Here is a 25,604-nt window from a genome sequence, read left to right as displayed (position 1 = left end):
ACGGCAAAATTGGTTTTCTGCTGGGCAGAATGTTTTTTGGTCATCTTTTGATAGCGTCAGCCCTTTTAAGAGAGCCTATTCAAAGCATCTTTTGAACCAGTCTATTGAATGCATTTAAGACTTCTTCACGATTATGAGCGTCTAACTTATTTAACTGATCAATCAAAAGAAGTAACTGGTCATCAGGATTGCTTTGGAAGGCGAAGAAATCCTGAGGGGTATAATCTAAGGCAGCAATGATTTTTTCTAAGGTCTGGATTTTTAAGTTAAACTTTTGATTTTCGATATTATGGATATATTTTGCGCTTAAATCTGCTTTTTCAGACAAATGTTCTTGACTGATTCCTTTATCTAGGCGTATTTGCCTTATTCGTAGAGCAACATACTCTTGTAAAAATTGGTTATCGTTCATATCAACACCTCTAATACTATCATAAAGGGTTTATTTCATAACAGTAAGTTAGTTTTAGCGAACTTTTATATGTTAAAAAGTATTGTTTAGATAACAAAATGATGTTATACTAGTGACGTACAGTTTATTTGAGGAGAAGGAAATGAAACCCTCTAAATGATTTGTGCTGAGCATTTTGTGAAATAAACCTCCAAAAGATATTGTATAGAAAGGATATTTGAGAGATGAACAAACCTCAAACAGTATTGGCGGCAGCTGCTCTGGCAACGACAACTCTTGGCATAGCAAATCCTGTGAAAGCTAAGGAGCTGGATAAGCCTGTTTCCCCTAAAACGCAAGAAGCTACTCAATCAGTAACTCCAAAGATGCTTGCTGACGCTAAGGCGGATTTAGAAGCTTCGAAAGCTGAAACTGCGGGGCAAACAGAACTGGTAGAGGCGAGAAAAGAGGAACAAGCAGAGGCTAAATCTGAGGTCAACCAATTGACAACGGAAGCTTCTGAAGCGGAACGTTTGGCTGAAGTGGCAACTCCTGAAGCTGTGGAACAAGCAACTGAGGCGGTTGAGAAAGCAGATACAGAGCTAAAAGAGACGACGGAAGCTGTTGAGCGTACTGAAACAGTAATGACCCAGACAGAAGAAGCTGTTAAGGCGCAAGAAGCCATTGTTCAAGAGGCTGAAAGTCAGGTGGATGTTGCACAGGCTACCGTTTCAGAGAGTCAAGGGCAAGTTGATCAAGCTAAGAAACTGGTCGATGGTCAAGCTGAACAGGCTGTTAAGGAACAATTAGAACAAACTCAGACTGCTGTTAAAACAGCAAATGAAGATGTTCAAGAAGCTCGGACAGCATTGGAAGAGGCTAAAACAGCAGATCAAAATCATGCTAAAGAGTTAGAGCAGGCTAAGGAAAGAGTTGAATCACAACAAGAAGCGGTTGAGCAAGCAACTGAAAATTGGACAACTGCAACGTCAGATTTGAAAGAAGCGCAACTGGTTGAAGATGGCTTAGCGGTCGATGTTGCAGCTGTTCAAAAACAAATCGCAGATTTAAAAGCTTCGCTTAATGCTAGTGAAACGCAAGCGACCAAGCAATTGGATACAGCCTTGAATGATTTGTCTAAGGCTCAGAGCATGGTTAAGGCTGCGGAGCAAGCATTGGCGACAGCGCAAGCATCGGCAACAAACCAGGCTCAAGCTCTCCAGCAAGCCCAAGAAGAATTAAAACGAAATCGCACACAGCTAGCTCAAGCTACTCAGAACTTAGCGCGTTTAACCCATGCCTATCAAGCAGCCAGTCCGTCTGATCCTGGAAGTCTGCAAACTTATGTTCAAACGGATCCAAATTGGATCACCTACCGTATCGGAAACGGGACTTTTGGTGCAACAGGCTGTGCGCCGACCGTTTTGGCGATGGCTATCACTGAACTGACTGGAAAAACAGTCATGCCATTGGAAGTGGGACACTATCTCTACAATAACAGTAATCACTTTAACAAGAATTTCCAAGGGACTTCTGGTCAGGGCTTACTCCAAGCAGCGCGTCACTATGGCCTAGAAGCGACAACCTTAGGCAACTATGCGAGTGTCGTACAGGCTTTAGAAGCTGGAAATTTAGTCACAGCGGCTGTTCAGCAAAATAAATTTAGCCCTTGGGGTGTCGGCTATACACACCAGATCTTACTACATGGCCTCTCCAATGGTTATACCTATGTTTATGATCCTTACACGCGGACCAATAATGGCTGGTATCCATTGGCTAATCTCTGGGCTGAGCAAAGCACAGATGCTATCGACACAGCGGGATTGGGTGCGCCATTTGTCCAATTTACGACAGCTAACTTAAGGCAACTTAAGTCTGGACTAGCTCAGGCACGAAGCACAGTCAATCAGTTGACTGGGGCCGTTGCAAGTAAAGAAGGTGAAGTTGCTCGCCTATCTCAAACAGGCGCCCAACTCTCTAGTGCTAAAACGCGTCTGGAGAGAGCAAAGGCCTTGGAAACTCAGACCCAAAGAGCGGTCAATGAGGCTAATAAAGCTCTGACAAAGGCTCAGGGAGATAAGACTCGTCTAACTGAGGAGCTAGAGGCTGCTCAGGAACGTTACCAAACCCTTTCTACTCGTTTATCAGATGCTAAGAAAGATACAGTCGCCAAGACAACCCTTCGAGCTAATGCCAAATCTACTCTTGATGATATCAAAGACTCTCTAAGACAAGCGCAAGCCTTGTACATGGCTCTGCTGGATAAGGAAGCTAGTTTACCAGTGGCTGAAAATCGTTTAACCCAGGCTTTGGCAACTCAGGCAGAAGCTCAGCAAGCTCTTGGTCTTGCTCAGGAGGCTGAGCGTCAACTTGCCCTGAGCTTGGCAGATCGCGAGGCTGTATTGGCTAAGGCTAAGGAAGCTCTGAAAGCGGACCAGAAAGCTTTGGAAGAGGCGCAAGAGAATCGTAATCAGGAAAGGGCAAAATTAGAAGAGCTGCAGAAGATTTTAGCGAAATCAAATCAACAACTGCAAGCTCTAAGACAAGCCCAGACTGAAAAAGCAGAGGGTCTGAAGCAGGCGCAAGCCTATCTAGAGAGTCTGAAGCAAGCACCTCAGGTGCTTGCTAAGAAGCAAAGCCTCCTGGATGCTGCGCAGAAACGTTTGGAAGAACAAAATATTTTGTTGGAACAAGCAGAAAAGGATTTGCAAGCACTCACTGCCACTCAAGAACAATTACAGGTGGCTTATGACAACTTACTGGCACGGTATAGAGCTGAGAATTTGGTCACTCCAATCGTTTATCAAACTCCTAGGACTCTGGCTTACGCCCCTTCAAAATATCAGCAACTCCAGATATCTGCACCATTAACTTCGCAGGTTCCGGTTATCGACGAACGGGGACAAATCGTTGCGGTGACACCATTGGTGAAGAATGCGGCTCCTCAGACTAAGGGACAAGTCAAATCTACTGAATCATCAAAGACGAAAACGCTTCCTCAAACGGGCGACAGTGCCTCGTTAAACTTACTTGCCTTAGGATTACTTCCTCTGCTGACTTTGTTTGGCTATCATCGGAGAGAAAACTAGGAGTGTTCAAGACAGAAAATTCCTGCTAGGTGAATCGTTGCAGAAAGTGGTATGAATAGCTTGGGACCTAATGAACAAGACCTTAGACGACTAGGATATTCTGCTTTAAGCTTCGATCCTAAAGGGGGTTCTGCTAGGTCCTTTACCATCTGCCTAGGCTAGAAACATTGGTAAGTCCGATTCAGTAGTCAGTGTGTTGTTATTCTAAGGATGAGAATGGGCTGTTAAAGTTCGCCTTAGACTTGTCAGCGTTACCAGTGTAACAATGAAGAATGGAGGTTTTCTATGTTTCCTATCTCAGATCCGTTTTCAAATCATCTCCTGTTGGCCTTATCCTTACTTATTAGGTGGAACTTATTTCACCCTGCGTTATCTTCCTTGGCAAAAGGTACCCCCGGTTCATATGACGATTGGTCAGAAAGAGATGGTTCTGGAGAGAAGCTGGCTGATTAAGATTCTAAAATTACTGGTCATCTTGTTCTTTCTGTTTGGAGGTGCTTGGTGTCTGGAGCTGAACTTGCCTGATGCGATGACCTGGATCAGCTTGCTATACAAGTTTAGTGTTATCTTAGTTGCGATTTACTTTCTATCCCCCTCCTCAAAATCCTAAAATAGGGCAAGCTTGCTTTTTGAAAATGGAATAAGCTACGATTAGAGCTCCAATGGGGATAGGAGATAGTCGCTTCCAGAATGTAAGGGAGCATAATAGCCTATGTCCCGCCTCCAAGGTGCTTCAAACCTTACAAGTTTTGCGGTTTTTCTTTAATAGTTGTGCTGTTTAGAGAAGAGCGCTGGAAATGGTTGTCCAGCCTCTTCTTTTTCGGTATAATAGGGTAACAAATGAATTGGAGGACCTTATGGGATTATTTTCAGGTTTACTGGGCAATGCTTCTCAAAAGGATGTTGAGAAGGTTGAGCAGCAGTTAGTGGATATTTTGGTGCCAGGTGAGCAGGTCAATTTAGCCTTTCAGTTGGTTCGGGACTTGATTGTGTTTACTGAAAAACGGTTAATCTTGGTGGACAAGCAGGGGATGACAGGTAAAAAGGTATCTTACAAGTCCTTGCCTTATCGGTCGATTTCACGCTTTACAGTAGAAACGTCAGGGCATTTTGATCTTGATGCCGAACTCAAAATCTGGATTTCGTCGGCTAGTCAGCCAGCAGAAGTCCTGCAATTTAAGAGCGATAAAAGTGTTGTCCAAATTCAACAAGCCTTGGCTGCTGCTGTTTTGGGATAGCTGGGCCGGTTTAAAAACAAGCCCTAGATTTGATAGTTGAAAAATCAATAGCTGGTAGTGTCCGTCCTGTTAGTTCCTGGGGGCAGCTCACCTTGCCAGGGAAATTTGGGGAGTGGAAGTGATGTCAACTGCTGAACGAATCAAGTTGTAGCCATGTCTCTTAAGGCTAGGCCTAGAAATTACCCTCGTTTTGGTGAAGTTTAGTGACCTACTAAGAGCTCATCTAATGTCTAACAGAAAAAGTCTCAGCCCTGAATGTTAGCATCTGGGACTGAGACTTTTTAGTTATTTCAGTTGGTTTAGGCATTTTCGGACGGTTTTTCAATAAACATAGCATCTCCAAAACTGAAGAAGCGGTAGCCCTCTTGGATGGCATGGGCATAGGCTTCTAGGACAAACTCTCTCCCTGCAAAGGCGGCGACCAGCATGACGAGGGTTGACTTTGGCAGATGGAAGTTGGTTGAAAAGGCATCGACCACCTTAAAGGAATAACCAGGCTTGATAAAAATATTGGTCCAGCCAGAGTCTGCCTGGATCTGGCCATCGAATTTTGAGCCGATGGTTTCCAAGGTGCGGATAGAGGTGGTTCCCACAGCGACAATCCGTCCGCCAGCAGCCTTGACCTCATTCAGTGTCTCTGCAGCTTCCTGGCTGAGGCTGTAAAATTCAGAATGCATTTCATGCTCATCGACTTGGTCCACCGAGACGGGTCTAAAGGTTCCAAGACCGACATGGAGGGTTAGCTCAACCAGTTTGACACCTTTGGCAGCAATTTTCTCAAGGAGTTCCTGGGTGAAATGAAGGCCGGCTGTTGGTGCGGCTGCAGAGCCATTTTCCTTGGCGTAGACCGTCTGGTAACGGTCGCGGTCTTCCAAACGCTCATGAATATAAGGCGGCAGGGGCATTTCTCCCAAGGATTCCAACACCTCTAAGAAAATCCCGTCATAACTAAAGCGGACGATTCGGCCGCCGTGGTCCAACTCTTCTAAGATTGTGGCGGTCAAACGACCATCCCCAAAAGAGATGTGGGTGCCGGCTCGAAGGCGTTTGGCAGGCTTGGCCAAGACTTCCCAATCGTCTCCCTCAATATTTTTCAGAAGCAGAAGCTCCACATGGCCGCCAGTTTCAGGTTTTTGGCCGTAGAGTCGAGCTGGTAGGACACGGGTATTGTTCATGACGAGGGCATCGCCTGGATTGAGATGGTCAATAATTTGGTCAAAATGCTTGTCGGTCAAGCTTTTTTTGCTAGCATCTAGTACCAGAAGCCGTGAGGCATCCCGTTTAGCCAGTGGCGTTTGGGCGATCAATTCTTCTGGCAGGTCAAAATCAAAATCTTTCGTATTCATGGGTTTCCTATCAGGGGATGATTTGTCTAGGATTCTCGTTCCTGAGACAGCCTTCTTATTATATCATGTTTTGGCGGATTAGGCTTGACAAAAATTGGTCTATACCATATAATAGGATTAAGAAAAGGTTTTCAGGAGGCAGAACATGAAAATTATTGAAGTGAAGGACCAGGTAGAAGGTGGCAAGATTGCTTATGACTTGGTGCGTGAAAAGATAGCAGAAGGAGCTCAGGTCTTGGGATTGGCCACAGGATCCTCTCCAATTGAATTGTACCGCCAGCTGGTGGACAGCGATGTGGATTTTTCGGATTTGGTATCGATCAACCTAGATGAATATGTTGGCCTGTCGGCTGAGAATGACCAAAGTTACCGTTACTTCATGGAGGCTAACCTGTTTGGTGAAAAGCCTTTTAAAGCCAGCTATGTGCCAGACGGTTTAGCAGAGGATTTGAATGCGGCAGCCGCTGCCTATGACCGCTTGATTGAAGAGCATCCGATCGATGTGCAGATTTTGGGCATTGGCCGCAATGGCCATATTGGCTTTAACGAACCTGGGACACCATTCACCCAGACGACGCATGTCGTCGATTTGCAGGAGTCAACGATTCAGGCCAATGCACGCTTCTTCGAAGATGAAGCAGAGGTACCCCGTCAGGCGATTTCTATGGGGATTGCTTCTATTATGACGGCCAAGACCATTATTTTGCTGGCCTATGGGGCTGAAAAGGCAGATGCGATTGCAGGCTTGATTTCGGGACCGATAACGGAAGAACTGCCAGCTTCCATTCTACAGCGCCATGAGGATGTAATTATCATCGCAGATAGTGCTGCCCTTAGCCAATATAAGGCTGGCTAAATAGAAAAGGAGTCGCTTTTAAATAAGCAGTAGACTCCTTTTTTGGCTTAAAAGTTGAGGATGACAGGTTTAGAGGAAAGTCGATATTTTTAAAGATTCAGGATTCGCCAGCCTCCGCTTGAGAATTGTGGGTGGGGCTAGGGGAGCCACCGTTTTGATGATTGCCTTTTGCAATCTGGGTGCTGTGCATTTGCGCTTTTCAGTCGAGCCATTTTCTGGCGACTTCTAGGTCTCCTAGATAAGACTCGTCACGCTGACCTTGGACAATCTGGTAGGCGTCAGCGCCTTTTCCTGCAATAATGACAGCGTCATCAGCTGACTGAGTCCTAGAAAGGGCTTCTTTAATAGCAACTTCACGGTCGACGATGATTTGGTAGGGGCGTCGCAAGTGGCTGGCGATTTCTTGGCAGATTGCTTCAGGGTCTTCAAAATTAGGGTCATCGGCAGACAGGATAACTTCGATATCAGGAAGAGTATTGAGGAGGTCCCCAAAGTCCTTGCGACGGCTCTGTCCCTTGTTGCCTGGTGCGCCAATGATTAGGACAATCTCGCCCTTCTGGTAGGTTCGAACCACCTGGATTAGTTTTTCCAGGCTGTCCTTGTTGTGGGCATAGTCCACAAAGACTTTGGAGCCATTGGCCTGGGTCAGCACTTCCATCCGGCCTGGGACAGTAGTAGTCGCGATGCCTAAGCGGATATCTTCAGGACTAGCTCCTAGTCTGAGGCAGGCAAGTCCAGCGGCCAAGGCATTTTCTTGGTTGAAGTGGCCGATCAACTGGCTGTCATAATGGCCAGCCAGTTTTCCGGTCACCTCAAAGGAGAAGGCCTGGGCTTTGATAATGCGATTGTCCGAAAACTCTCCATAAAAATCGTGGGGCTGATCGGTAACTTGCGCCTTGACCAGATCAAAATGGTCCATCTGACTATTCACAATCACTGCTCTGCTATGGTCCATCAAGAGCCGCTTATGGTAAAAGTAGTCTTCAAAGGTCGGATGCTCGATGGGACCAATGTGGTCAGGACTAATGTTGAGGAAGACACCGACGTCAAAGGTCAAACCGTAGACCCGCTTGACCAGATAGGCCTGGCTGGAGACTTCCATGATGAGGTGAGTGCGGCCGTTGGCAAGGGCCTCTGCCATCATACGAAAGAGATCCAGACTTTCAGGGGTGGAAAGTTGGGATTTGAAGAAAGTCTCGCCGTCTAAAGTTGTGTTCATCGTAGAGAGCAGGGCAGGCTTGTGGCTCTGCTTCAGAATGTTGTAGGCATAGTAAGCTGCGGTCGTCTTGCCCTTGGTCCCTGTAAAGGCGAGCAGTTTGATTTTTTCTTGAGGGTTTCCGTAGAAAGCCATGGCCAAAAGGCTCATGGCCTGTTTGACATCGTTAACCATGATGAGGGGAATCGCAACCTCATAGTCTTTTTCCGAGATATAAAAGCTTAATCCGCCCTTGATAGCTTGTTCCAAATAGGCCTTTTGAAAGTTCGCTCCTTTGACAAAAAAGAGCGTGTCTGGAGACACCTGACGGCTATCGTAGGAGATAGCAGAGAATGTCTGGTCTTCCCAATCAAAAGCGTATTGGTCTTCAAAGATAATCTGGCGGAAGTTATGGTCGTTTTTTAAAATCGAAAGGATATTTTTTAGATTTAACATACTCTTATTGTAAAACTAAAGTCAAAGTTTTACAAGTCCCAAAGAATGGTTTATAATGAGAAAGATAAAATGTCTGTCTAGAAAGTGTGGAATAGATCATGTCCAATCAAGCTGTGACCCAACAAGACCAGATGGTGAGAGGTACCCTTTGGCTGACGGTTGGCAATTTTGCTAGTCGCCTGATGGGGGCCTTGTATGTCATCCCTTGGCTCATCTGGATGGGGGAACATAGCCATCAGGCCAATGCCCTTTTCAGTATGGGGTATACCATTTATGCCATCTTTTTGAATATGTCAACAGCTGGAATCAATGTTGCGGTCGCCAAGCAGATTGCCAAGTACAACTCGATGGGCAAACCTGCTATGAGTTTCAAACTCATCAGGGTTGCTTTGACTTTTATGATGGGGCTAGGCCTGTTTTTCGGTGCTTTGATGTACTTGGGAGCTCCCTTGTTTGCCAAGATGTCAGGGGTTGAGGTCGAATTGGTACCTGTCATGCGGAGTCTGTCCTGGGCCGTTTTGATTTTCCCAGCAATGAGTATTGTCAGAGGGATTTTCCAAGGCTTAAATACCATGAAGCCTTATGCCATGAGTCAGGTGGCTGAGCAGCTGATTCGTTTGATCTGGATGCTGCTTACGACTTTCTTCATTATGCAGGTGGGATCGGGAGATTATGTCAAAGCAGTGACCCAGTCAACTTTTGCAGCCTTTGTCGGGATGCTGGCCAGTGTGGCAGTCTTGGTTTACTACCTGTGGCAGGCCGACCTGATTAAACCGATTTTAGAAACACCGGCGTCCTCTGAACCGATTGATAGCCGTGCGGTTTTACTGGAGACGGTGAAAGAGGCGATCCCCTTTATCGTGACGGGAGCCGCCATCCAAATTTTTCAGTTGATTGACCAGTTTACCTTTATCAATACCATGTCTCTTTTGACGGATTGGACTCAGGCTGAATTGGAAGTTCTGTTCTCCTATTTTTCAGCCAACCCTAATAAGATCTTTATGATTCTGATTTCGGTAGCGACAGCCATCGGTGGGGTTGGGATTCCCTTGTTGACGGAGAATGTGGTCAAGGGTGAGCGAGAAGCATCAGCCAAGTTAATTCTCAACAGTTTGACCATGCTCTTGGTCTTTCTCTTACCAGCAGTGGCAGGGACCATTCTTCTGGCCAAGCCTCTTTACACTACCTTCTATGGAATCCCAGATAATATGGCCTTGACACTGTTTATCCTGGCCATGTTAACAACTCTGGTTTTGGGGATCTACACGGTTCTTGCACCCATGCTCCAGGCCTTGTTTGAAAATCGTAACGCAGTCAAGTATTTCCTCTATGGTGCCCTGGTTAAATTGGTCTTGCAGTTGCCTTTGATCGTGGTTTTCCATGCCTATGGTCCAATCTTAGCAACAGCTGTAGGCCTGGCTGTACCAGTCGTTTTAATGGCAAAAAGAATGCGGCAGATTACAGGATTCGACCACACTCTGCTCTTCAACCGTGGGCTTCTCATTGTCCTCCAGACCTTGGTCATGGCCTTGCTTGTCCTGGTAGTTGAAATCCTGCTCAATAGCTTGCTTCCTGTGACAGGACGCCTGTCCAGTATGATCCATCTTGCGGTGGGTGGCGCTGTCGGAGTTGGCCTTTATGCGGTCATGAGTTTGGCGACACGCTCTATTGACTTTATCATCGGCAAGCCTAAGGCAGACCATTTGAGAGCACGCTTCAAGATAAAATAGTTACCACCCTTCTGATTGTCCCAAGCATCAGAAGGCTTTTGTATCCGGAGCTAATCGTGTAAGAACAGTATAGTTAAAAACTATATCTGGTCATGGTCATTAACAATAAGGATTAAAGCCCCTGACCTCTTGAAAACGTGCTACAATAGAGGAAAAGGAAATTCATTTGGAGGGATAGATGGCAAGAGAATTAGAAACGATTTTGGCACAAGCAGGCATTAACAAGGATCCAAGGACAGGCGCCTTGGTTAGTCCGGTTCATTTTTCGACCACCTACCAGCACCCAGAGTTCGGTCAGTCAACAGGATATGACTACATCAGAACCAAGAATCCAACCCGTTCTAACTTAGAAGAGACCTTGGCGGCCATCGAATACGCTAAGCACGCTCTTGTAACCAGCTCGGGCATGTCAGCCATTGTTTTGGCCTTCAGTCTGTTTCCGATAGGGACCAAGATTTTAGCGGTGCGTGACCTTTACGGAGGGTCTTTCCGTTGGTTCAACCAAGAGCAGGCAGCGGGACGCTTTGATTTTACCTATGTGGAGCGTGAAGCGGACCTCTTGGCTGAGATTGAACAGGGCGATTACGATGTGGTTTATGTCGAAACACCGACCAATCCCTTGATGGTGGAGTATGATTTGCCAGTGATTATCCAGGCTTCCCATGCCAAGGGGGCTAAGGTCATTGTTGACAACACCTTCTATAGCCCAATCTACCAGACACCGATCAAGGATGGGGCAGATCTGGTCCTGCATTCTGCTACCAAGTACCTTTCTGGCCATAACGATGTCTTAGCTGGTGTCGTGATTACGGATCAGACGGAGCTTTATGAGAAATTATTTTACAACCTCAATACAACTGGTGCTGTCTTATCACCGTTTGATAGCTATCTTTTGATGCGAGGGCTGAAAACATTAGCTTTGAGAATGGAGAGAGCTACAGAAAATGCTCAAAAAGTGGTCGCCTTTTTGGAAGGACACCCACAGGTCAAGGAAGTACTCTATCCTGGAAAAGGCGGTATGGTCTCCTTTAAAATTGCGGATCAAAGGCGAATCCCAGACTTCCTCAATCATATTAAGGTCTTTACGTTTGCAGAGAGCCTCGGAGGGGTGGAGAGTCTGGTTACCTATCCGACGACGCAAACCCATGCGGATATTCCAGCTGAGGTAAGGGAAAGCTATGGTCTGACGGATGACCTTCTGCGCTTGTCGATCGGGATTGAGCATGCCGAAGATCTGGTGGCGGATCTCAAAGCAGCCTTGGAGGTGTCTGATGGTCTATGATTTTTCGCAAGGGACGGATCGTCTAAAGACTCATGCTGTCAAATGGCAAGAAGTGGCTAAGGACTCGGCCTACATTCCTCTGGGCATTGCGGATATGGATTTTCCAATCGCACCTGAGATTCAAGAAGCCCTTCTAGACTATGTGAAAACAGGTGATTACGGCTATGCCTACACCAGTCAAAACCTGTATCAGGCAGTGATTGACTGGGAAGCAGAGCAGTTCTCAAATCCTGTTTTGGAAGACGAAATTCTCTTTGTTTCAGGAGTGGTACCGTCGATTTCCATTGCCTTGCAAGCCCTGACCCAGCCTGGGGACAGCATCCTCATCAATACGCCGTATTACGGGCCGATTCCAAGGACCATTCAGCTCTTGGACCGCCAATTGGTGAAAAATGAGTTGATCAAGGTTGATGGGCGTTACCAGATTGATTTTGCCCTCCTGGAGCAGCAGATTAAGGAGCAGGATGTTAGAGCTTATGTGCTCTGCAATCCCCAAAATCCGAGCGGTCGCGTTTGGACCAGAGAGGAATTAGAACGGATTGGGAACTTGTGCCTGAAGCACGATGTCCTCTTAATTATTGACGAGATTCACCGAGACCTCACCCTCTATGGTAATCAACACACCAGTTTTAACACCATAGATCCGCGGTTCAGGGATATTTCTATCGTATTAAGCAGTGCTACCAAGACCTTCAATTTGGCCGCAACGAAAAATAGTATGGCTATTATTGCCAATCCCAAGTTACGTAAAGCCTTTATCCGCCAGAGGTTGGCCAATAATCAACACGAAGTGCCAACTCTTGGCATGGTTGCAACAGAAGCCGCTTTTACCAAAGGGAAACCTTGGCTGTTGGCCTTGCGCAAACAGATTGAGCAGCATGCGGATTATGTGGCGGAGCGCTTAGGCCTAACCACCAAGATTCAGGTTATGAAGCCAGAAGCAACTTACCTACTGTGGCTGGATTTTTCAGCCTATGGCTTGGAGGACAAGGATTTATATGCCAAATGGCATGACCAAGCCAAACTCCTCTTCAATGAAGGAACAGCCTTTGGTCAGGCGGGGAGCCAGCATGCTAGGATGAATTTGGCTCTTCCTTTTGAGAGAATTGCCGAAGCTTGCGATCGCTTGATTGAGGTCTTTGGGACAGGTCAGCAGTAGGCAAAAAATAGATGAAAATGTCAAAAAAATGGTTTGATGAGCGATTTTTTGGCATTTTTTTGATATACTTTTAGAAGTAAACTAAAAGGAGGCCCACATGGGACATTTTCAAGTTATTTCACATCCACTCATTCAGCATAAATTGTCTATCTTGCGTCGCAAGGACACCTCGACCAAGGACTTTCGAGAATTGGTCAATGAGATTGCCATGCTGATGGGCTATGAAGTCCTACGCGATTTACCAGTCGAAGATGTTGAGATTGAGACTCCTATCACAAAGACTGTTCAGAAACAAATTGCAGGTAAAAAATTGGCCATTGTTCCAATTTTGCGGGCAGGTATCGGGATGGTTGATGGGATCTTGAGTTTGACACCGGCAGCTAAGGTTGGTCATATCGGTATGTACCGTGACGAGGAGACCCTCCAGCCTGTCGAATACCTGGTTAAATTACCAGAAGACATTGACCAAAGGGTCGTTCTTTGTGTGGATCCTATGTTGGCAACAGGTGGCTCGGCTGTCCTAGCGGTGGATTCCCTCAAGAAGCGTGGGGCGACCAGTATCAAGTTTGTTGGCCTCGTTGCTGCTCCAGAAGGGGTAGAGATGCTTCAAAAAGCGCATCCAGATGTGGAAATCTATGTCGCAGCCCTGGATGAAAAACTCAATGAACACGGCTATATCGTCCCAGGTCTTGGCGACGCAGGCGACCGACTGTTTGGGACTAAATGAGATGGGACAGTAATCGGTAATTCGTTAGAATTAGATTTCCCCTCACCTCCCTAATTTTTGGGGTTCGGGCTAAAACGGTCTCTTCCCAGACCGTTTTACTCCCACCTCCGCATGGCTTCAACAGTCAGGGGAGTGACTGTTGAAGGTGCGAGCCTTGAAATCAGAAAGCGAGCAAAGTCGCAGGGAATGACTGTTGAAGGTGCGAGCCTTGAAATCAGAAAGCGAGCAAAGTCGCAGGGAGTGACTGTTGAAGGTTGGAAATGAGGAAGCAAGGTTTCACGCATTCGTTAGGATTCTGAAAGCTGATGAAGTCAGCACATTTTGATACTATCTGCGATAGCTTCATTTCCCACCTAAAAAGGTCTCCTAGACCTTTTTAGCCCACTAGCAGTGGTTGATGGTGCCAAGCACCTTTTACGCTGACATCGCCAGCTTCATTTCCAGCTTCCAAAGGTCCCCCGGACCTTTGGAACTATGCAGGGGCAACTCTAAAACTGGCAAAGTAAGTATTGTCCCTTTTTAATTTCTAGGAGACAACCTTGGACAGCCTAACCCCAGGCTGTCCAAGCTCCCAACCACTGTGTCTTTGTTCAGCAGGGTAACGTACAACGAAGAGATTAGGACTGAGTCCCAGCCTCATTTAGGTCATCGCCTAGAAATTCGAGAGCGATGAAAAGGTCCAGTGGACCTATTTATCCGTCACCTGAAATGGGACTGCTAGTAGGAGAAGCAGAGTATTAGCACTGTAAGAAGAAAGAGTCCTTCTCCACTCTTTCTTTTTCTTTTATGTTGGGAAAGAGTTTTTTATTTGACCTTTTTTGACCAATTCAGTATAATAGAATCTGTAATAGAAATGAAAACGAAGTGAGGAAAGCATATGATTCCAGTAGTTATTGAACAAACCAGCCGTGGAGAACGTTCGTATGACATTTATTCGCGTCTCTTGAAAGACCGCATCATCATGTTGACCGGTCCAGTAGAGGACAATATGGCGAATTCCGTCATTGCCCAGCTCCTCTTTTTGGATGCTCAAGATCCGACCAAGGATATTTATCTCTATGTCAATACCCCTGGAGGTTCTGTATCGGCAGGTCTTGCCATTGTCGACACCATGAACTTCATCAAGGCAGATGTGCAAACCATCGTAATGGGCACTGCGGCCAGCATGGGAACAGTCATTGCATCAAGCGGTGCCAAGGGCAAACGTTTCATGCTCCCAAATGCTGAATACATGATCCACCAACCAATGGGTGGTACAGGTGGTGGTACCCAGCAGACAGATATGGCTATTGCAGCGGAGCATTTGCTCAAAACCCGTGATCGCCTTGAAAAAATCTTGGCGAAAAATTCTGGCAAAACGGTCAAACAGATCCATAAAGATGCAGAGCGTGACTATTGGTTGACAGCTGAGGAAACCTTGGCCTATGGCTTTATTGACGCTATCATGGAAAAAACAGACCTAAAATAAGGTATTTAAAGGTGGAGAGTTCCCTAACAAGGCTAGTAAATCTCCACCTTTTTGCCTGCTCTTATGGTGGAAAGGGAACTGATACTCAAGCAAATCAATCTAGCCTGGGAAGTCAGTTGACAAGGCTATCTTAGATTTTCAAAGTGTATGACTCAAGGGGAAGACGTGCAAATCTGCCTTCTCAAGGCGATTGTTAACTAAGGATTTGGTTTAGAAGGAGACGATTTTTAGCACTGTCAAGTTTTTTTCTTGACAGAACCTGTTTTTGTGCTATACTAGTTAAAGTGAGTTGCTAGCCCAGCTAGTGTTACTCCTTTATTAAATAATTAGAAAAGAGATTTATCCAAAATGGCAGTAAAAATCCGTTTGACTCGTATGGGTTCTAAAAAGAAACCTTTCTACCGTATTAACGTTGCAGATTCACGTGCACCGCGCGATGGCCGTTTCATCGAAACCGTAGGCACTTACAACCCACTTGTCACAGAAAACCAAGTGACCATCAAGGAAGACCGCGTGCTTGAGTGGTTGGCCAAAGGAGCACAGCCATCAGATACAGTGCGTAGCCTCTTGTCTAAGTCTGGTGTCTTGGCTAAATTCCACGAGCAAAAGTTCTCAAAATAATCTATTTTAAACAAAGCGAGAAGACCTATGGACATGATTGAAGATCTGATTATTGCGATAGTGAAACCCTTGATTTCACAACCAGACAAGCTGACCTTGCGGATTGAGGATACGCCAGAGTTTTTAGAATACCATCTGGATCTTGATCCGAGCGATATTGGTCGCGTGATCGGCCGCAAAGGCCGTACCATTTCTGCGATAAGAACGATTGTCTATTCTGTTCCGACAGATGGTAAAAAAGTTCGCCTTGTGATTGATGAAAAATAGAGCCTGATTGAAACGATTCCTGAGTGGGAGTCGTTTTTTTGCTGTATTCCTGACAATAGCACTGGTGAGAGTAAAGGTGCTGCCAACTACATAGCCTAAAATCTAAAGCCTCGCTAGATTTGCAAAGAAGGATATACTTAAGAAAGTTAGAAGAGTAGGACTTGATTGGTAGTCCGGAGGAGCAATGGCTTGTTTATTGATAATTTCCCTTTAAAATATAGTCAGTTTGAGCCATTTGAGGAATAGGTTGTTGAAATTATTGCAAGACCTAGGAGTAGCTTGTCAGTCAAACTAGAAATATGATACAATAAAATTTGAAAACGCTTAATTTTACAGAAGGAGATCTTATGAAAAAAGGCATTTATCTCATTAGTGCATCCGTATTAGCAACGGCACTATGGCAAGCTCAGCCCCTGGCCCAGAGCTTACTAGGAGAGACGATCTATGTTCAGGCAACGGAGCAAGAAAGTCAAGTCACTAGACTGGCTGATTTGAGAGCAAGCGGTGTGCAAGGCCAGATCTACACGGTATCAGGTAAGGTCATCAGTGCTGTCAATGCCTGGGGTGGCAATGGGTTTTATATCCAAGATGCTTCTGGAGCAGGCTTTTATATCTATCCTAATAAGGATGTCCTAGGCTATAATGAGGGTGATTTTGTTCAGTTAACGGGGACTCTCAGCAATTTTAATGGTGAATTGCAGCTGATCGCCATTACAGAGCATAGCTTGATTGAAGCGAGTCATGAGACAGCCATCACAGAAACAACAATTACAGGCCTAGTTCCTGAGTTGCAGTCCACTTTAGTTAACCTAAAGGACCTAACCGTCGGAGCGATTTCCTCAGATCGCTTTAAAAATGCCACTTTTACAGTGACAGATGCAAGTGGTCAAACCCTAGCTGTTCGTTTAGATAGCCGTTCGGGCGTCAATGCGGAAGCCTTGATGGGCAAGATTGGAACAGGTGATAAGATCAATCTGACAGGCGTTTTATCAACTTATCAAGGTAATAACCAACTCAAACCTTTCAGTCTGGAACAATTTGAAGTTGTTGAAAAGGCAGGAGACTCTGCAGTTGAGCCAGCAGCAGAGAGCCTGAAAATCAGCCAAATCCAAGGAGCTGGTCACGAATCTACCTATGCCAATAAACCTGTTACAGTCAAAGACGTTGTCGTAACCTACATTGATACCAGCAACCGTTTCTTTGTTCAGGACCTGGTGCCAGATGACGATATTAGAACCTCGGATGGAATCAACGTTTATCTGCCTAAACACGGTGTGGCTGTCGGAGATGTCTTGACCATCACGGGAACTGTCGAAGAGTATTTTGGTAGTGGCTATGCTGAAAAAGAAACGACTGATTTAACGATTACACAGATCAAAGCGAGTCAAATTGAAAAAACAGCTACCGCTGAAGTGCCAGCTCCAGTTGTCCTTGGTGTGGACCGCTTGATTCCAGATGGGATTATTGACAATGATGGGTTGACCAGTTTTGATCCCCAAGAGGATGCGATTGACTTCTGGGAGTCACTTGAAGGCATGTTGGTCGCCGTAGATGATGCTAAAATTTTAGGACCTTCCAAGTACAAGGAACTCTATGTCCTTCCTGGAAGCTCAACAGAACAGCTCAATGGCTCTCACGGGATTACCCTGAGACCTGATAAGGAAAACACAGGTATTATTCCTGTCCTCTTGAAGAAAGACTTTGTGGCCAAGGCTGGAGACTCATTCACTGGTCGCCTGGCAGGTCCAGTTTCCTATAGCTACACCAACTATAAGGTCTTGGTCAACAATGACAGCTTGCCACAATTTAACGATGGCGGGCTCCAACCTGAAAAGACCACTCTCGTCAAGGACGAGAACAAGCTCAGCATCGCTTCTTATAATGTAGAGAACTTTACAGCCGATCCTGGTCAAACCTCAGAAGCCAAAGTGACACGTATTGCCAAATCCTTTGTCGAAGACTTGAACGGACCGGATATTATCGGTCTGGTCGAAGTCCAAGACAATAATGGCGCAACCGATGACGGTGTCGTTGATGCCAGCCAGAGTGCCGCTCGTTTGATTGCGGCAATCCAAGCGCTCGGAGGACCTAAGTATACTTACGTGGACATTGCACCTGAAAATAACGCTGACGGTGGTCAGCCTGGCGCTAACATCCGTGTCGGCTTCTTGTACAATGAAGCACGTGTCCAATTAGCAGCTAAGCCAGTTGCAGCACCAAATGAAGCTATCAGTTGGACAAATGGGAGCTTGACACATAGCGTGGGTCGCATTGCACCAACGGATCCTGGATTTGTTGGTGTCCGCAAATCCCTCGCTGCGGAATTTCTCTTCAAAGGAGAGAAGGTTGTGGTGGTAGCCAATCACCTGTCCTCAAAACGTGGGGATAATGGCCTATATGGGCGAGTGCAACCACCTGTAATGGCTTCAGAGGGCCCACGTCATCAGCAAGCGTTGGTCTTGAACCAATTTGCCCAAGCAGGAATCGCTCAAAACCCTAATGCCAATATTGTCATGTTAGGTGACTTCAACGATTTTGAGTTCCGCAAGACCCTTCAACTGATCGAAGGCAATATCCTGTCTAATATGGTCAGCCGTCATGATGAGGCGGATCGCTTCTCTTATTTCTACCAAGGCAATAACCAGTCTCTGGACCACATTTTAGTCAGCAATAATCTCTTGGAGCGTGCTGAGTTTGACATGATCCATGTGAATTCGCCGTTTATGGAGGAACATGGCAGAGCTTCTGACCATGACCCTCTGCTCCTGCAGTTGCGCCTAGAACCAAAAGAGCAGCCTAAACCACAGGAGACAACGCAAGCTCAAACAACACAGACCTCTGTAACTACACCAGCTGAAACAACAGTGACCGAACCTACGACCACTACATCACCAGCAGTGACCAGTGGAGCGCAGACATCGGTTAAAAAGCCGACAGGGCAGTCAACCGGAACCCCAACCCAACCGACCACTACGGTAACTTCTGAAACCAAAGGTTCAGAAACTGCTCCTCAGACAGATGCGAGAGAGGGACAAGAGAGCCGAGATGGTCAAGGAACCAGCAACAGAGGTAGCAAACGTATCCTACCAAAAGCAGGCAGTGTTCAAGGTAAGGGAATGATCCTTGGAGTCGCATTGTTGAGCATTTTAGCAATAGTTACTTTTGGGTATCAAAAGAAGCAAAAGTAGTCTTAACCCCTTCCGTCGAAGTTGAATAAGATGAGAGTGGGACAAAAATCGGTAATTCGTCAGAATTCGATTTTCCCTCACTCTTTCATTTCTAAGTTCGGGCTGAAACAGTCCACTGGACTATTTCACTCCCACCTTCGCACAGTTGAGTAGGGCTGTAAAAGCTGATGAAATCAGTGTATTAGAGCCCACTCAACCACTGCGTCTGACTTGACAATCCAAAAAGAATTGAGAGCTTAGGACTGAGTCCCAGCCTCTTAGCTAGTAGCGTGTCCACTTTGAAAAGGTTTATTCAAAACTGATACTAGCATCAACTTGAAATCACGAAGGCATGCTAAACTGTTTATTGATCCTCAAAGAAAATCAATCTTGCCTAGGGAAGAAAGCTGATGATAGAACAGGAGGTCATAGAAGCGAATTGACAAGGTTATCTTTCTATCATTTGTCAAGTCTATCAATGTTTTAAGGTAAAAAAAGTTAACAAGCCGGTATCCATTCGAGATTACTGACTTATTTTTACCACTAGTTTCGTTAAAAAAGAGTATGCAAAAACAACACCTTATGTTGGCAATTTTTAAATAAGGTGTTAGAATAATAGGGCATAAATAAGTTTACTGACTTGTTGCTAAAGTATAGTCGTAAAGCTTGTTATGCGTAATGAAGTAATGCATTGTCCTGATGAGGCGATGGATGGAGGCAATGGCATGCGGCATGATTGAAGCCGTTTGCGATTGCCTTTTTCGTTTTGATTGTCAAAGAGTATGGAAGACTATTCGTGAAGAGTAGGTCTGGTGCCTGCAAGATCTTAGGGGCTTGGGAGAGAGGATAGAGTCAGTGTCAGTGTTTCTTGTAAGAGAACCGATTTTCCTAAGAGCCATTTCTTGGTTTTGAGGTTAAATGGGTGCTCAAAGTTAAATGCTAATCCGTCCCATTTTCTGCCTCACTAATGATTGACTAAAGTAAGACCTTAAAATGTTGATTGGGTGATGTTGGGTAAAGAAAAATCATGATAAAGGAAAAGCAAACTCTCACAAGGAATTTTGGCTAATTTTAATGATCAAAGGATACAACGAAAAGTAAGGTTTTACGGATTTTTTCCAGGATATTAACTTGACATCTGCTAGTGATAGAGGTATGATAGAATTGGTATATTTTAGAAAGAACGGTAATCGTATGTCGAGACATAGAGGCTCTAAACACAGACGAAAAAGCCATAAGGGACGTTTGGGAATCTATCTTGGATTTGTCATTATTTATGCACTTACAGCTGCTTTTTTTCTGTTTAATGCCTATAAACATCATTTTTTAGTTTTAAAGGGACTTTCCTTGTTGATCCCTGCGGCGATCATAGGGGTCTTTTTATTGGGCTTATTATTCTTGATTTGGCGCAAAACAAGATGGTTGAGCGGTTTGCTTCTCCTTCTTGGGACGGTGGCATTGGGATTGGGGCTGTATTTTCAAAAAACAACCGAAACAGTTAGCGTCAAACTCAACCGTTCGGCAGCTATCTCAGAGACAGTGATGAGTGTCGTGGTTCCAGCAGATAGTGAGATTTCAGAACTTTCTCAAGTCAGTACGGTGCTTGCAGCAACCGATAGTGACGCGACCAACATTGAACGCTTACTTGCTCAAGCCAAATCAGAAAAATCTGTAGACTTGATCACCAAACCAGTCGCTTCCTACCAGGATGCTTATGAAAAGCTTCTGGCCGGTGAGGAAAAAGCCATGGTCTTAAACAGCGCCTATGGTGGACTTCTGGAGACAGTTTATCCGGATTATGAGAGCAAGCTTAAAACGCTCTACACCTACACCGTTAGAAAAGAAGTTCCAAAAGAAGAAGCAGCAACTAAACCCATTAGCCAAAGCGACAGTTTCAATATCTATATCAGTGGTATTGATACCTACGGGCCGATCACATCTGTATCCCGTTCGGATGTTAATATCATCATGACAGTCAACCGCACCACCAATCAGATTGTCCTGACGACGACACCTCGAGATTCTTACGTGCCGATCGCAGGTGGGGGAAATAATCAGTACGACAAGTTGACTCACTCTGGTATTTACGGGATCGATTCCTCTATTGCCACGCTTGAAAATCTCTATGACATTGATATTAACTACTATGCGAGAATCAATTTCACCTCCTTCCTCAATTTGATTGATGTTTTGGGCGGCATTGAAGTATATAACGATCAAGCTTTTAGCAATGGTTCGGGAGATTACCCTGTTGGAAATATCACCCTGAATTCCCAACAGGCCCTCGGGTTCGTTCGCGAGCGCTATGGTTTATCAGATGGTGACCGGGATCGTGGCCGAAACCATAACAAGGTTATTTCAGCTATTATCAATAAATTGACAAGCGTAGGCGCCTTGACCAACTTCAATGGTATCTTAAATGGCGTTGGGGATTCGGTGCAGACCAACATGCCTCTTGCCACAATGATGGCCCTGGTTAATGACCAGCTGGCGACAGGTAAGAAGTATACGATTGTTTCACAGTCTCTGGAAGGGACTGGATCGACAGGGCAACTACCATCTTACGCTATGCCAAATGCCAGCCTCTACATGATGTCCATCGATGAAGCCAGTCTCGCAAAAGTGAAGTCAACCATCCATCAGACCTTAGAAGGGAAGTAACATGTTTGATATTCATAGCCATATCATCTATGGGGTAGACGATGGGCCTAAAACGCTGGAAGAAAGTGTAGCTCTTTTAGAGGATGCTTATGAACAAGGCGTTCGGGTTGTGGTTGCAACCTCTCATCGTCGCAAGGGTATGTTTGAAACACCTGAAGCGACCATCCTAGAGCATTTTTTGCAGGTCAAACAAGCTCTAGCAGACCGCCTGCCAGATTTGAAACTCCTCTATGGAGCGGAACTTTATTTTACATCGGATATCTTAGATAAGTTGGACCAGAAACAAGTCCCAACCTTAAATGCCACACGCTTTGCCTTGATTGAATTTAGTGGAAGAACACCTTGGAAGGATATCCACAAAGCCCTACAGAAGTTGCTCTTTCAGGGGATTACCCCTGTGGTGGCCCACATTGAGCGTTATGATGCGTTAGCTTTTGAAAAAGACAGAGTGCTTGAGTTGATCAAGATGGGCTGCTACACTCAAATCAATAGCCTCAGTGCCACCAAAGCCAAGCTCTTTGGAGATGGGGCTAAGCTTCACAAAAAAAGAGCAGCCTACTTTTTAGAAGAAGGCTTGGTTCATGTGGTATCAAGCGACATGCATAATCTGACCAATCGACAGTCCTATATGGAAGAAGCTTATCAGCAAATCCTTAAGCGTTACGGGCAAGCCAAGGCAGATGACTTGTTCATTCACAATGCAAAAACTTTATTAAATGATGAATATATTTAGGAGAATTCATGGAAAATAGTCAATTAGAAATCGACGTTATACACCTGCTCAAGAAACTCTGGAGCCGTAAGTTTATCATCATCTTTACCTCCCTCGTCTTTGGAGGACTTGCCTTGGCAGCCAGTGCCTTTTTGATGACACCGGCCTATACCTCAACAACTCGGATCTACGTGGTCAACCAAAAAACAGAAAGCATCACGACCCAGGATCTTCAAGCAGGGGATTACTTGGTTAAGGACTATCAGGAAATTATCAAGTCCAATGATGTGATGACAGCAGTGGTGGCCGACGAAGGCCTTCCCTTGACACCAGGTCAGTTGGCCGGGAAAGTTAGGGTGCAGGTTCCAACAGGAACACGGATCATTTCTATCTCAGTTGAGGACAATGACCCAGAAGAAGCCAGCCGTTTGACAAATGCTGTTCGAGAAGTCGCTGCCGAAAAAATCAAGGCCATCACCAAGGTCGAAGATGTAACGACTCTCGAAGTGGCTGAGCCAGCTACCAGTCCCTCATCTCCTAATATCAAACGCAATGTGCTGTTAGGGATTTTATTGGGAGGTTTTGTTGCAGTAGCCTTGGTTCTCCTGCAAGAAATTTTGGATGACCGAGTGACGCGACCAGAAGACATAGAGGAAATTCTTGGTATGACCCTTTTAGGTGTTGTGCCAGAAATGGATGGAAAGTAGGAAGAGGATAAGATGCCACAATTAGAACTTGTTAAGACTAGAGCGCATTTGGCCAAGCAGGTAGAGGAATATTTTAACGCGATTCGGACCAATATCCAGTTTAGTGGTAGAGACATTCGGACCATTGTCCTGACCTCTGTTCAGCCTAACGAAGGAAAGAGTACTACGTCAGTCAACTTAGCGATTTCGCTGGCTAACGCAGGGTTCAAGACCCTCTTGATCGATGCGGATACGCGGAACTCTATCTTGTCTGGGACTTTTAAAGTTAATGGAAAGATTCAAGGCTTAAGCAGCTACCTATCAGGCAACTGCGGACTGGCAGATATACTCTGCGAAACGGATATTGCTAACCTCATGGTAGCCATGGCGGGGCATGTTCCGCCAAATCCAACTAGCCTTTTGCAAAATACAAATTTTAGAGATTTATTAAGCATGGCGCGTGAGGTCTTTGATTATGTCATCATTGACTCGCCACCAATCGGCTTGGTTATTGACGCAGCCATCATCGCCCAACAGTGTGATGGGGCTGTCTTGGTCACAGAAGCAGGTGCTATTAAGCGGAAGTTCCTCCAAAAAGCCAAGGAGCAATTGGAACAAAGCGGCACCCAATTCTTAGGCGTTATTCTAAATAAGGTAGATCACCGTGTTGATAACTACGGTGGCTACGGTTCATACGGACAGTATGGTCAATACGGGAATTATGGGAAGTAAGGGAAAGTAGGAAAAGAGAATGAAACGGTCCACAAAACGATTGGTATTGCTAGTGCACGATGGTATCATGATTATGCTGTCGCTCTTTTTAGCAAAATCTTTTGTGGCCGTTTTATTAGATACTCCAATTGATTATATTTGGTTCTCTGCTGCAGTCTTGCTGGCTGTCTATTTTGGTATTGCCATCAGTGGTAGGGTTTTTTCAACCATCACCAAGTACACCGATTCAAGGGTCTTGGTGACGATTGCTTTTGCTCTGACAGTGGCCCATATCGTTCTTTTAGTCTTGTCGCTGCTGGCTTGGCCGTCTATTAGTTACCGCTTTTTAGCAGTCAGTTTGGTTTTGAGTTTACTCCTAACAATTGCACCAAGAGTCATTTGGAAGGCATTGTATGACTATCAAGCTAAAAATAAGACAGCGACTAAAGCAACCTCTTTGAGAACCTTGGTGGTTGGAGCAGGTGAAGGTGGCAAGCTCTTCATCAAGACAGTTCAAGAGCGGTCCAAGGACATCCATGTGGTAGGGATTGTTGATGGAGACCCTGATAAGCTCGGAACTTTTATCCATGGTATCAAAGTCCTTGGGAATCGCAATGATATCTCGCGCTTGGTCAAAGAGTTAGAAGTTGACCAGATAACGGTGGCTATACCATCGCTCTCGCCAGAAGAGCGCGAGCGCATTTTAGAAATTGCCAATGAAACAGGCGTTAAGATCAATAACATGCCAAGTGTTGAGGACATTATCTTAGGAAATGTTTCCAATCAGACACTGCAAGAAATCAATGTTGCAGATCTTCTAGGAAGAAAAGAAGTTGTCTTAAACCAAGAAGAACTAGGGCACTATTTTAAATGCAAAACAGTTTTAGTAACAGGTGCAGGAGGGTCTATTGGCTCGGAAATTTGTCGTCAAGTGGCATCCTTTGCTCCTAAACGCCTACTATTGGTTGGCCATGGTGAAAACTCTATCTATCTCATTCATAAGGAATTGACTGGGAAGTATGGCACTACGATTGATTTGGTTCCCGTTATTGCAGATATCCAGGATAGGAGCCTCATGTTTGAAGTCATGGCAGAGCAGAAACCCGATGTTGTCTATCACGCTGCAGCTCATAAGCATGTGCCATTGATGGAATATAATCCAAAAGAAGCAGTTAAAAACAACATTTTTGGGACTAAAAATGTGGCGGAAGCTGCTAAGGCGGCTGGTGTACCTAAATTTGTCATGGTCTCTACGGATAAGGCCGTTAATCCGCCGAATATCATGGGAGCAACCAAGCGTGTTGCAGAGATGATTGTAACAGGCCTCAATGAAGAGAGCCAAACCCAGTTTGTCGCCGTGCGATTTGGCAATGTTTTAGGTAGTCGTGGAAGTGTAGTACCTGTCTTTAAGGAACAAATCGCCCAAGGAGGTCCTGTCACTGTGACGGACTTTAGGATGACGCGTTACTTTATGACTATTCCTGAAGCCAGTCGTTTGGTGATTCAGGCAGGCTATCTTGCTAACGGAGGAGAAATTTTCGTCCTAGATATGGGAGAGCCTGTCTTAATTAAAGACTTGGCTAAGAAAGTCATCAAGCTCAGCGGTTATACAGAAAAAGAAATCGAAATTGTGGAGTCAGGTATTCGTCCAGGTGAAAAACTCTACGAAGAATTACTATCAACTGATGAACGAGTGAGTCAGCAGGTCCATAAGAAGATTTTCGTGGGCAAGGTCACCACCAAGCCTCTTGACGAAGTCGAAACCTTTATCGCCAGCTTGGCCAATAAAAGCGAAGAGGAATTACGTCAGGCACTACTAGCCTATGCCAAGCAGGAGTAAGC

At 45.4% G+C, this 25,604-nt stretch carries 19 protein-coding genes and 1 pseudogene; 16 read left to right on the top strand and 4 right to left on the bottom strand.

The features are described 5' to 3' along the window. Positions 1-79: 79 nt before the first annotated feature. Entirely contained in the window at positions 80-412 is a 333-nt protein-coding gene (locus tag ABID29_RS03355) for a helix-turn-helix domain-containing protein (RefSeq protein ID WP_354364396.1), read from the bottom strand. Between the two features lie 224 nt (positions 413-636). Between ABID29_RS03355 and ABID29_RS03350 the strand changes: the two genes are divergently transcribed. Continuing rightward, on the top strand, positions 637-3,480 hold the full coding sequence (locus ABID29_RS03350; RefSeq protein ID WP_354364394.1) for a C39 family peptidase: 2,844 nt from the start codon (positions 637-639) through the stop codon (positions 3,478-3,480). An 857-nt stretch (positions 3,481-4,337) separates the two neighbouring features. Beyond that, positions 4,338-4,718 carry a PH domain-containing protein gene (locus tag ABID29_RS03345; protein ID WP_354364393.1) on the top strand — a complete coding sequence of 127 codons (381 nt, stop codon included), beginning with the start codon at positions 4,338-4,340 and terminating at the stop codon, positions 4,716-4,718. Positions 4,719-5,017: 299 nt separating this feature from the next. On the opposite strand, the gene queA is transcribed toward ABID29_RS03345, so the two are convergent. Then, positions 5,018-6,064, bottom strand: coding sequence for a tRNA preQ1(34) S-adenosylmethionine ribosyltransferase-isomerase QueA (gene queA, locus ABID29_RS03340; RefSeq protein WP_354364391.1), 1,047 nt, complete (start codon positions 6,062-6,064; stop codon positions 5,018-5,020). A gap of 145 nt (positions 6,065-6,209) precedes the next feature. Here queA and nagB point away from each other — a divergent pair, with 145 nt between their 5' ends. Beyond that, positions 6,210-6,920 carry a glucosamine-6-phosphate deaminase gene (gene nagB / locus ABID29_RS03335; RefSeq protein WP_354364389.1) on the top strand — a complete coding sequence of 237 codons (711 nt, stop codon included), beginning with the start codon at positions 6,210-6,212 and terminating at the stop codon, positions 6,918-6,920. A gap of 199 nt (positions 6,921-7,119) precedes the next feature. Here nagB and ABID29_RS03330 read toward each other — a convergent pair whose 3' ends face one another. Beyond that, positions 7,120-8,571: a UDP-N-acetylmuramoyl-L-alanyl-D-glutamate--L-lysine ligase gene (locus ABID29_RS03330; protein ID WP_354364388.1), complete on the bottom strand. Its 1,452-nt coding sequence runs from the start codon at positions 8,569-8,571 to the stop codon at positions 7,120-7,122. Between the two features lie 98 nt (positions 8,572-8,669). Between ABID29_RS03330 and ABID29_RS03325 the strand changes: the two genes are divergently transcribed. From ABID29_RS03325 to ABID29_RS03290, 8 genes are all read left to right on the top strand, one after another. Beyond that, entirely contained in the window at positions 8,670-10,301 is a 1,632-nt protein-coding gene (locus ABID29_RS03325; RefSeq protein ID WP_354364386.1) for a putative polysaccharide biosynthesis protein, read from the top strand. Positions 10,302-10,479: 178 nt separating this feature from the next. Next, positions 10,480-11,583 carry a cystathionine gamma-synthase gene (locus ABID29_RS03320; RefSeq protein ID WP_354364384.1) on the top strand — a complete coding sequence of 368 codons (1,104 nt, stop codon included), beginning with the start codon at positions 10,480-10,482 and terminating at the stop codon, positions 11,581-11,583. Beyond that, positions 11,570-12,742, top strand: a complete 1,173-nt coding sequence (locus ABID29_RS03315) for a MalY/PatB family protein (RefSeq protein WP_435533146.1) — start codon at positions 11,570-11,572, stop codon at positions 12,740-12,742. Before ABID29_RS03320 ends, ABID29_RS03315 begins: the two co-directional genes overlap by 14 nt. Positions 12,743-12,839: 97 nt before the next feature. Then, a complete protein-coding gene (gene upp, locus ABID29_RS03310) occupies positions 12,840-13,469 on the top strand; it encodes a uracil phosphoribosyltransferase (protein ID WP_354364382.1) in 630 nt (209 codons plus the stop codon). 877 nt (positions 13,470-14,346) lie between these two features. After that, positions 14,347-14,937 carry an ATP-dependent Clp protease proteolytic subunit gene (locus ABID29_RS03305; RefSeq protein WP_354364380.1) on the top strand — a complete coding sequence of 197 codons (591 nt, stop codon included), beginning with the start codon at positions 14,347-14,349 and terminating at the stop codon, positions 14,935-14,937. 348 nt (positions 14,938-15,285) lie between these two features. After that, a complete protein-coding gene (gene rpsP, locus ABID29_RS03300) occupies positions 15,286-15,558 on the top strand; it encodes a 30S ribosomal protein S16 (protein WP_354364379.1) in 273 nt (90 codons plus the stop codon). A gap of 27 nt (positions 15,559-15,585) precedes the next feature. Continuing rightward, positions 15,586-15,825: a KH domain-containing protein gene (locus ABID29_RS03295; RefSeq protein WP_354364378.1), complete on the top strand. Its 240-nt coding sequence runs from the start codon at positions 15,586-15,588 to the stop codon at positions 15,823-15,825. Between the two features lie 347 nt (positions 15,826-16,172). Then, the gene (locus tag ABID29_RS03290) at positions 16,173-19,013 is read left to right on the top strand and encodes an endonuclease/exonuclease/phosphatase family protein (protein ID WP_354364376.1); all 2,841 of its coding nucleotides are present in this window, start codon (positions 16,173-16,175) and stop codon (positions 19,011-19,013) included. A gap of 611 nt (positions 19,014-19,624) precedes the next feature. Here ABID29_RS03290 and ABID29_RS03285 read toward each other — a convergent pair. Next, positions 19,625-19,759: pseudogene (locus ABID29_RS03285) on the bottom strand (IS110 family transposase); the annotation flags it as partial. Between the two features lie 427 nt (positions 19,760-20,186). Here ABID29_RS03285 and cpsA point away from each other — a divergent pair. Genes cpsA through ABID29_RS03260 form a run of 5 tightly spaced genes read left to right on the top strand, consistent with a single transcriptional unit; the run spans position 20,187 to position 25,602 of the window. Next, a complete protein-coding gene (gene cpsA / locus ABID29_RS03280; protein ID WP_354364374.1) occupies positions 20,187-21,653 on the top strand; it encodes an LCP family glycopolymer transferase CpsA in 1,467 nt (488 codons plus the stop codon). Position 21,654: 1 nt separating this feature from the next. Next, positions 21,655-22,386, top strand: a complete 732-nt coding sequence (cps4B, locus tag ABID29_RS03275; protein WP_354364373.1) for a capsular polysaccharide biosynthesis protein Cps4B — start codon at positions 21,655-21,657, stop codon at positions 22,384-22,386. Positions 22,387-22,394: 8 nt separating this feature from the next. Continuing rightward, on the top strand, positions 22,395-23,072 hold the full coding sequence (locus ABID29_RS03270; protein WP_354364372.1) for a Wzz/FepE/Etk N-terminal domain-containing protein: 678 nt from the start codon (positions 22,395-22,397) through the stop codon (positions 23,070-23,072). A 12-nt stretch (positions 23,073-23,084) separates the two neighbouring features. Continuing rightward, complete coding sequence (locus ABID29_RS03265) at positions 23,085-23,783, top strand: tyrosine-protein kinase (RefSeq protein ID WP_354364371.1); 699 nt, start codon at positions 23,085-23,087, stop codon at positions 23,781-23,783. Between the two features lie 19 nt (positions 23,784-23,802). Beyond that, complete coding sequence (locus ABID29_RS03260) at positions 23,803-25,602, top strand: polysaccharide biosynthesis protein (RefSeq protein WP_354364369.1); 1,800 nt, start codon at positions 23,803-23,805, stop codon at positions 25,600-25,602. The last annotated feature ends 2 nt before the right edge of the window (positions 25,603-25,604 follow it).

The sequence above is a fragment of the Streptococcus rupicaprae genome, assembly GCF_040545225.1.
GTDB lineage: Bacteria > Bacillota > Bacilli > Lactobacillales > Streptococcaceae > Streptococcus > Streptococcus rupicaprae.
The sequence above is the reverse complement of the archived record's forward strand: the minus strand, read 5'-3'. Positions and strand labels throughout refer to the sequence as shown.

Coding starts and splice junctions, on each gene's coding strand:
- ABID29_RS03265 (WP_354364371.1), top strand. CDS start 23,085: ATGCCACAATTAGAACTTGTTAAGACTAGAGCGCATTTGGCCAAGCAG.
- ABID29_RS03325 (WP_354364386.1), top strand. CDS start 8,670: ATGTCCAATCAAGCTGTGACCCAACAAGACCAGATGGTGAGAGGTACC.
- nagB (WP_354364389.1), top strand. CDS start 6,210: ATGAAAATTATTGAAGTGAAGGACCAGGTAGAAGGTGGCAAGATTGCT.
- ABID29_RS03320 (WP_354364384.1), top strand. CDS start 10,480: ATGGCAAGAGAATTAGAAACGATTTTGGCACAAGCAGGCATTAACAAG.
- queA (WP_354364391.1), bottom strand. CDS start 6,064: ATGAATACGAAAGATTTTGATTTTGACCTGCCAGAAGAATTGATCGCC.
- cps4B (WP_354364373.1), top strand. CDS start 21,655: ATGTTTGATATTCATAGCCATATCATCTATGGGGTAGACGATGGGCCT.
- ABID29_RS03290 (WP_354364376.1), top strand. CDS start 16,173: ATGAAAAAAGGCATTTATCTCATTAGTGCATCCGTATTAGCAACGGCA.
- ABID29_RS03330 (WP_354364388.1), bottom strand. CDS start 8,571: ATGTTAAATCTAAAAAATATCCTTTCGATTTTAAAAAACGACCATAAC.
- cpsA (WP_354364374.1), top strand. CDS start 20,187: ATGTCGAGACATAGAGGCTCTAAACACAGACGAAAAAGCCATAAGGGA.
- ABID29_RS03350 (WP_354364394.1), top strand. CDS start 637: ATGAACAAACCTCAAACAGTATTGGCGGCAGCTGCTCTGGCAACGACA.
- ABID29_RS03355 (WP_354364396.1), bottom strand. CDS start 412: ATGAACGATAACCAATTTTTACAAGAGTATGTTGCTCTACGAATAAGG.
- ABID29_RS03270 (WP_354364372.1), top strand. CDS start 22,395: ATGGAAAATAGTCAATTAGAAATCGACGTTATACACCTGCTCAAGAAA.
- rpsP (WP_354364379.1), top strand. CDS start 15,286: ATGGCAGTAAAAATCCGTTTGACTCGTATGGGTTCTAAAAAGAAACCT.
- ABID29_RS03295 (WP_354364378.1), top strand. CDS start 15,586: ATGGACATGATTGAAGATCTGATTATTGCGATAGTGAAACCCTTGATT.
- ABID29_RS03345 (WP_354364393.1), top strand. CDS start 4,338: ATGGGATTATTTTCAGGTTTACTGGGCAATGCTTCTCAAAAGGATGTT.
- ABID29_RS03260 (WP_354364369.1), top strand. CDS start 23,803: ATGAAACGGTCCACAAAACGATTGGTATTGCTAGTGCACGATGGTATC.
- upp (WP_354364382.1), top strand. CDS start 12,840: ATGGGACATTTTCAAGTTATTTCACATCCACTCATTCAGCATAAATTG.
- ABID29_RS03305 (WP_354364380.1), top strand. CDS start 14,347: ATGATTCCAGTAGTTATTGAACAAACCAGCCGTGGAGAACGTTCGTAT.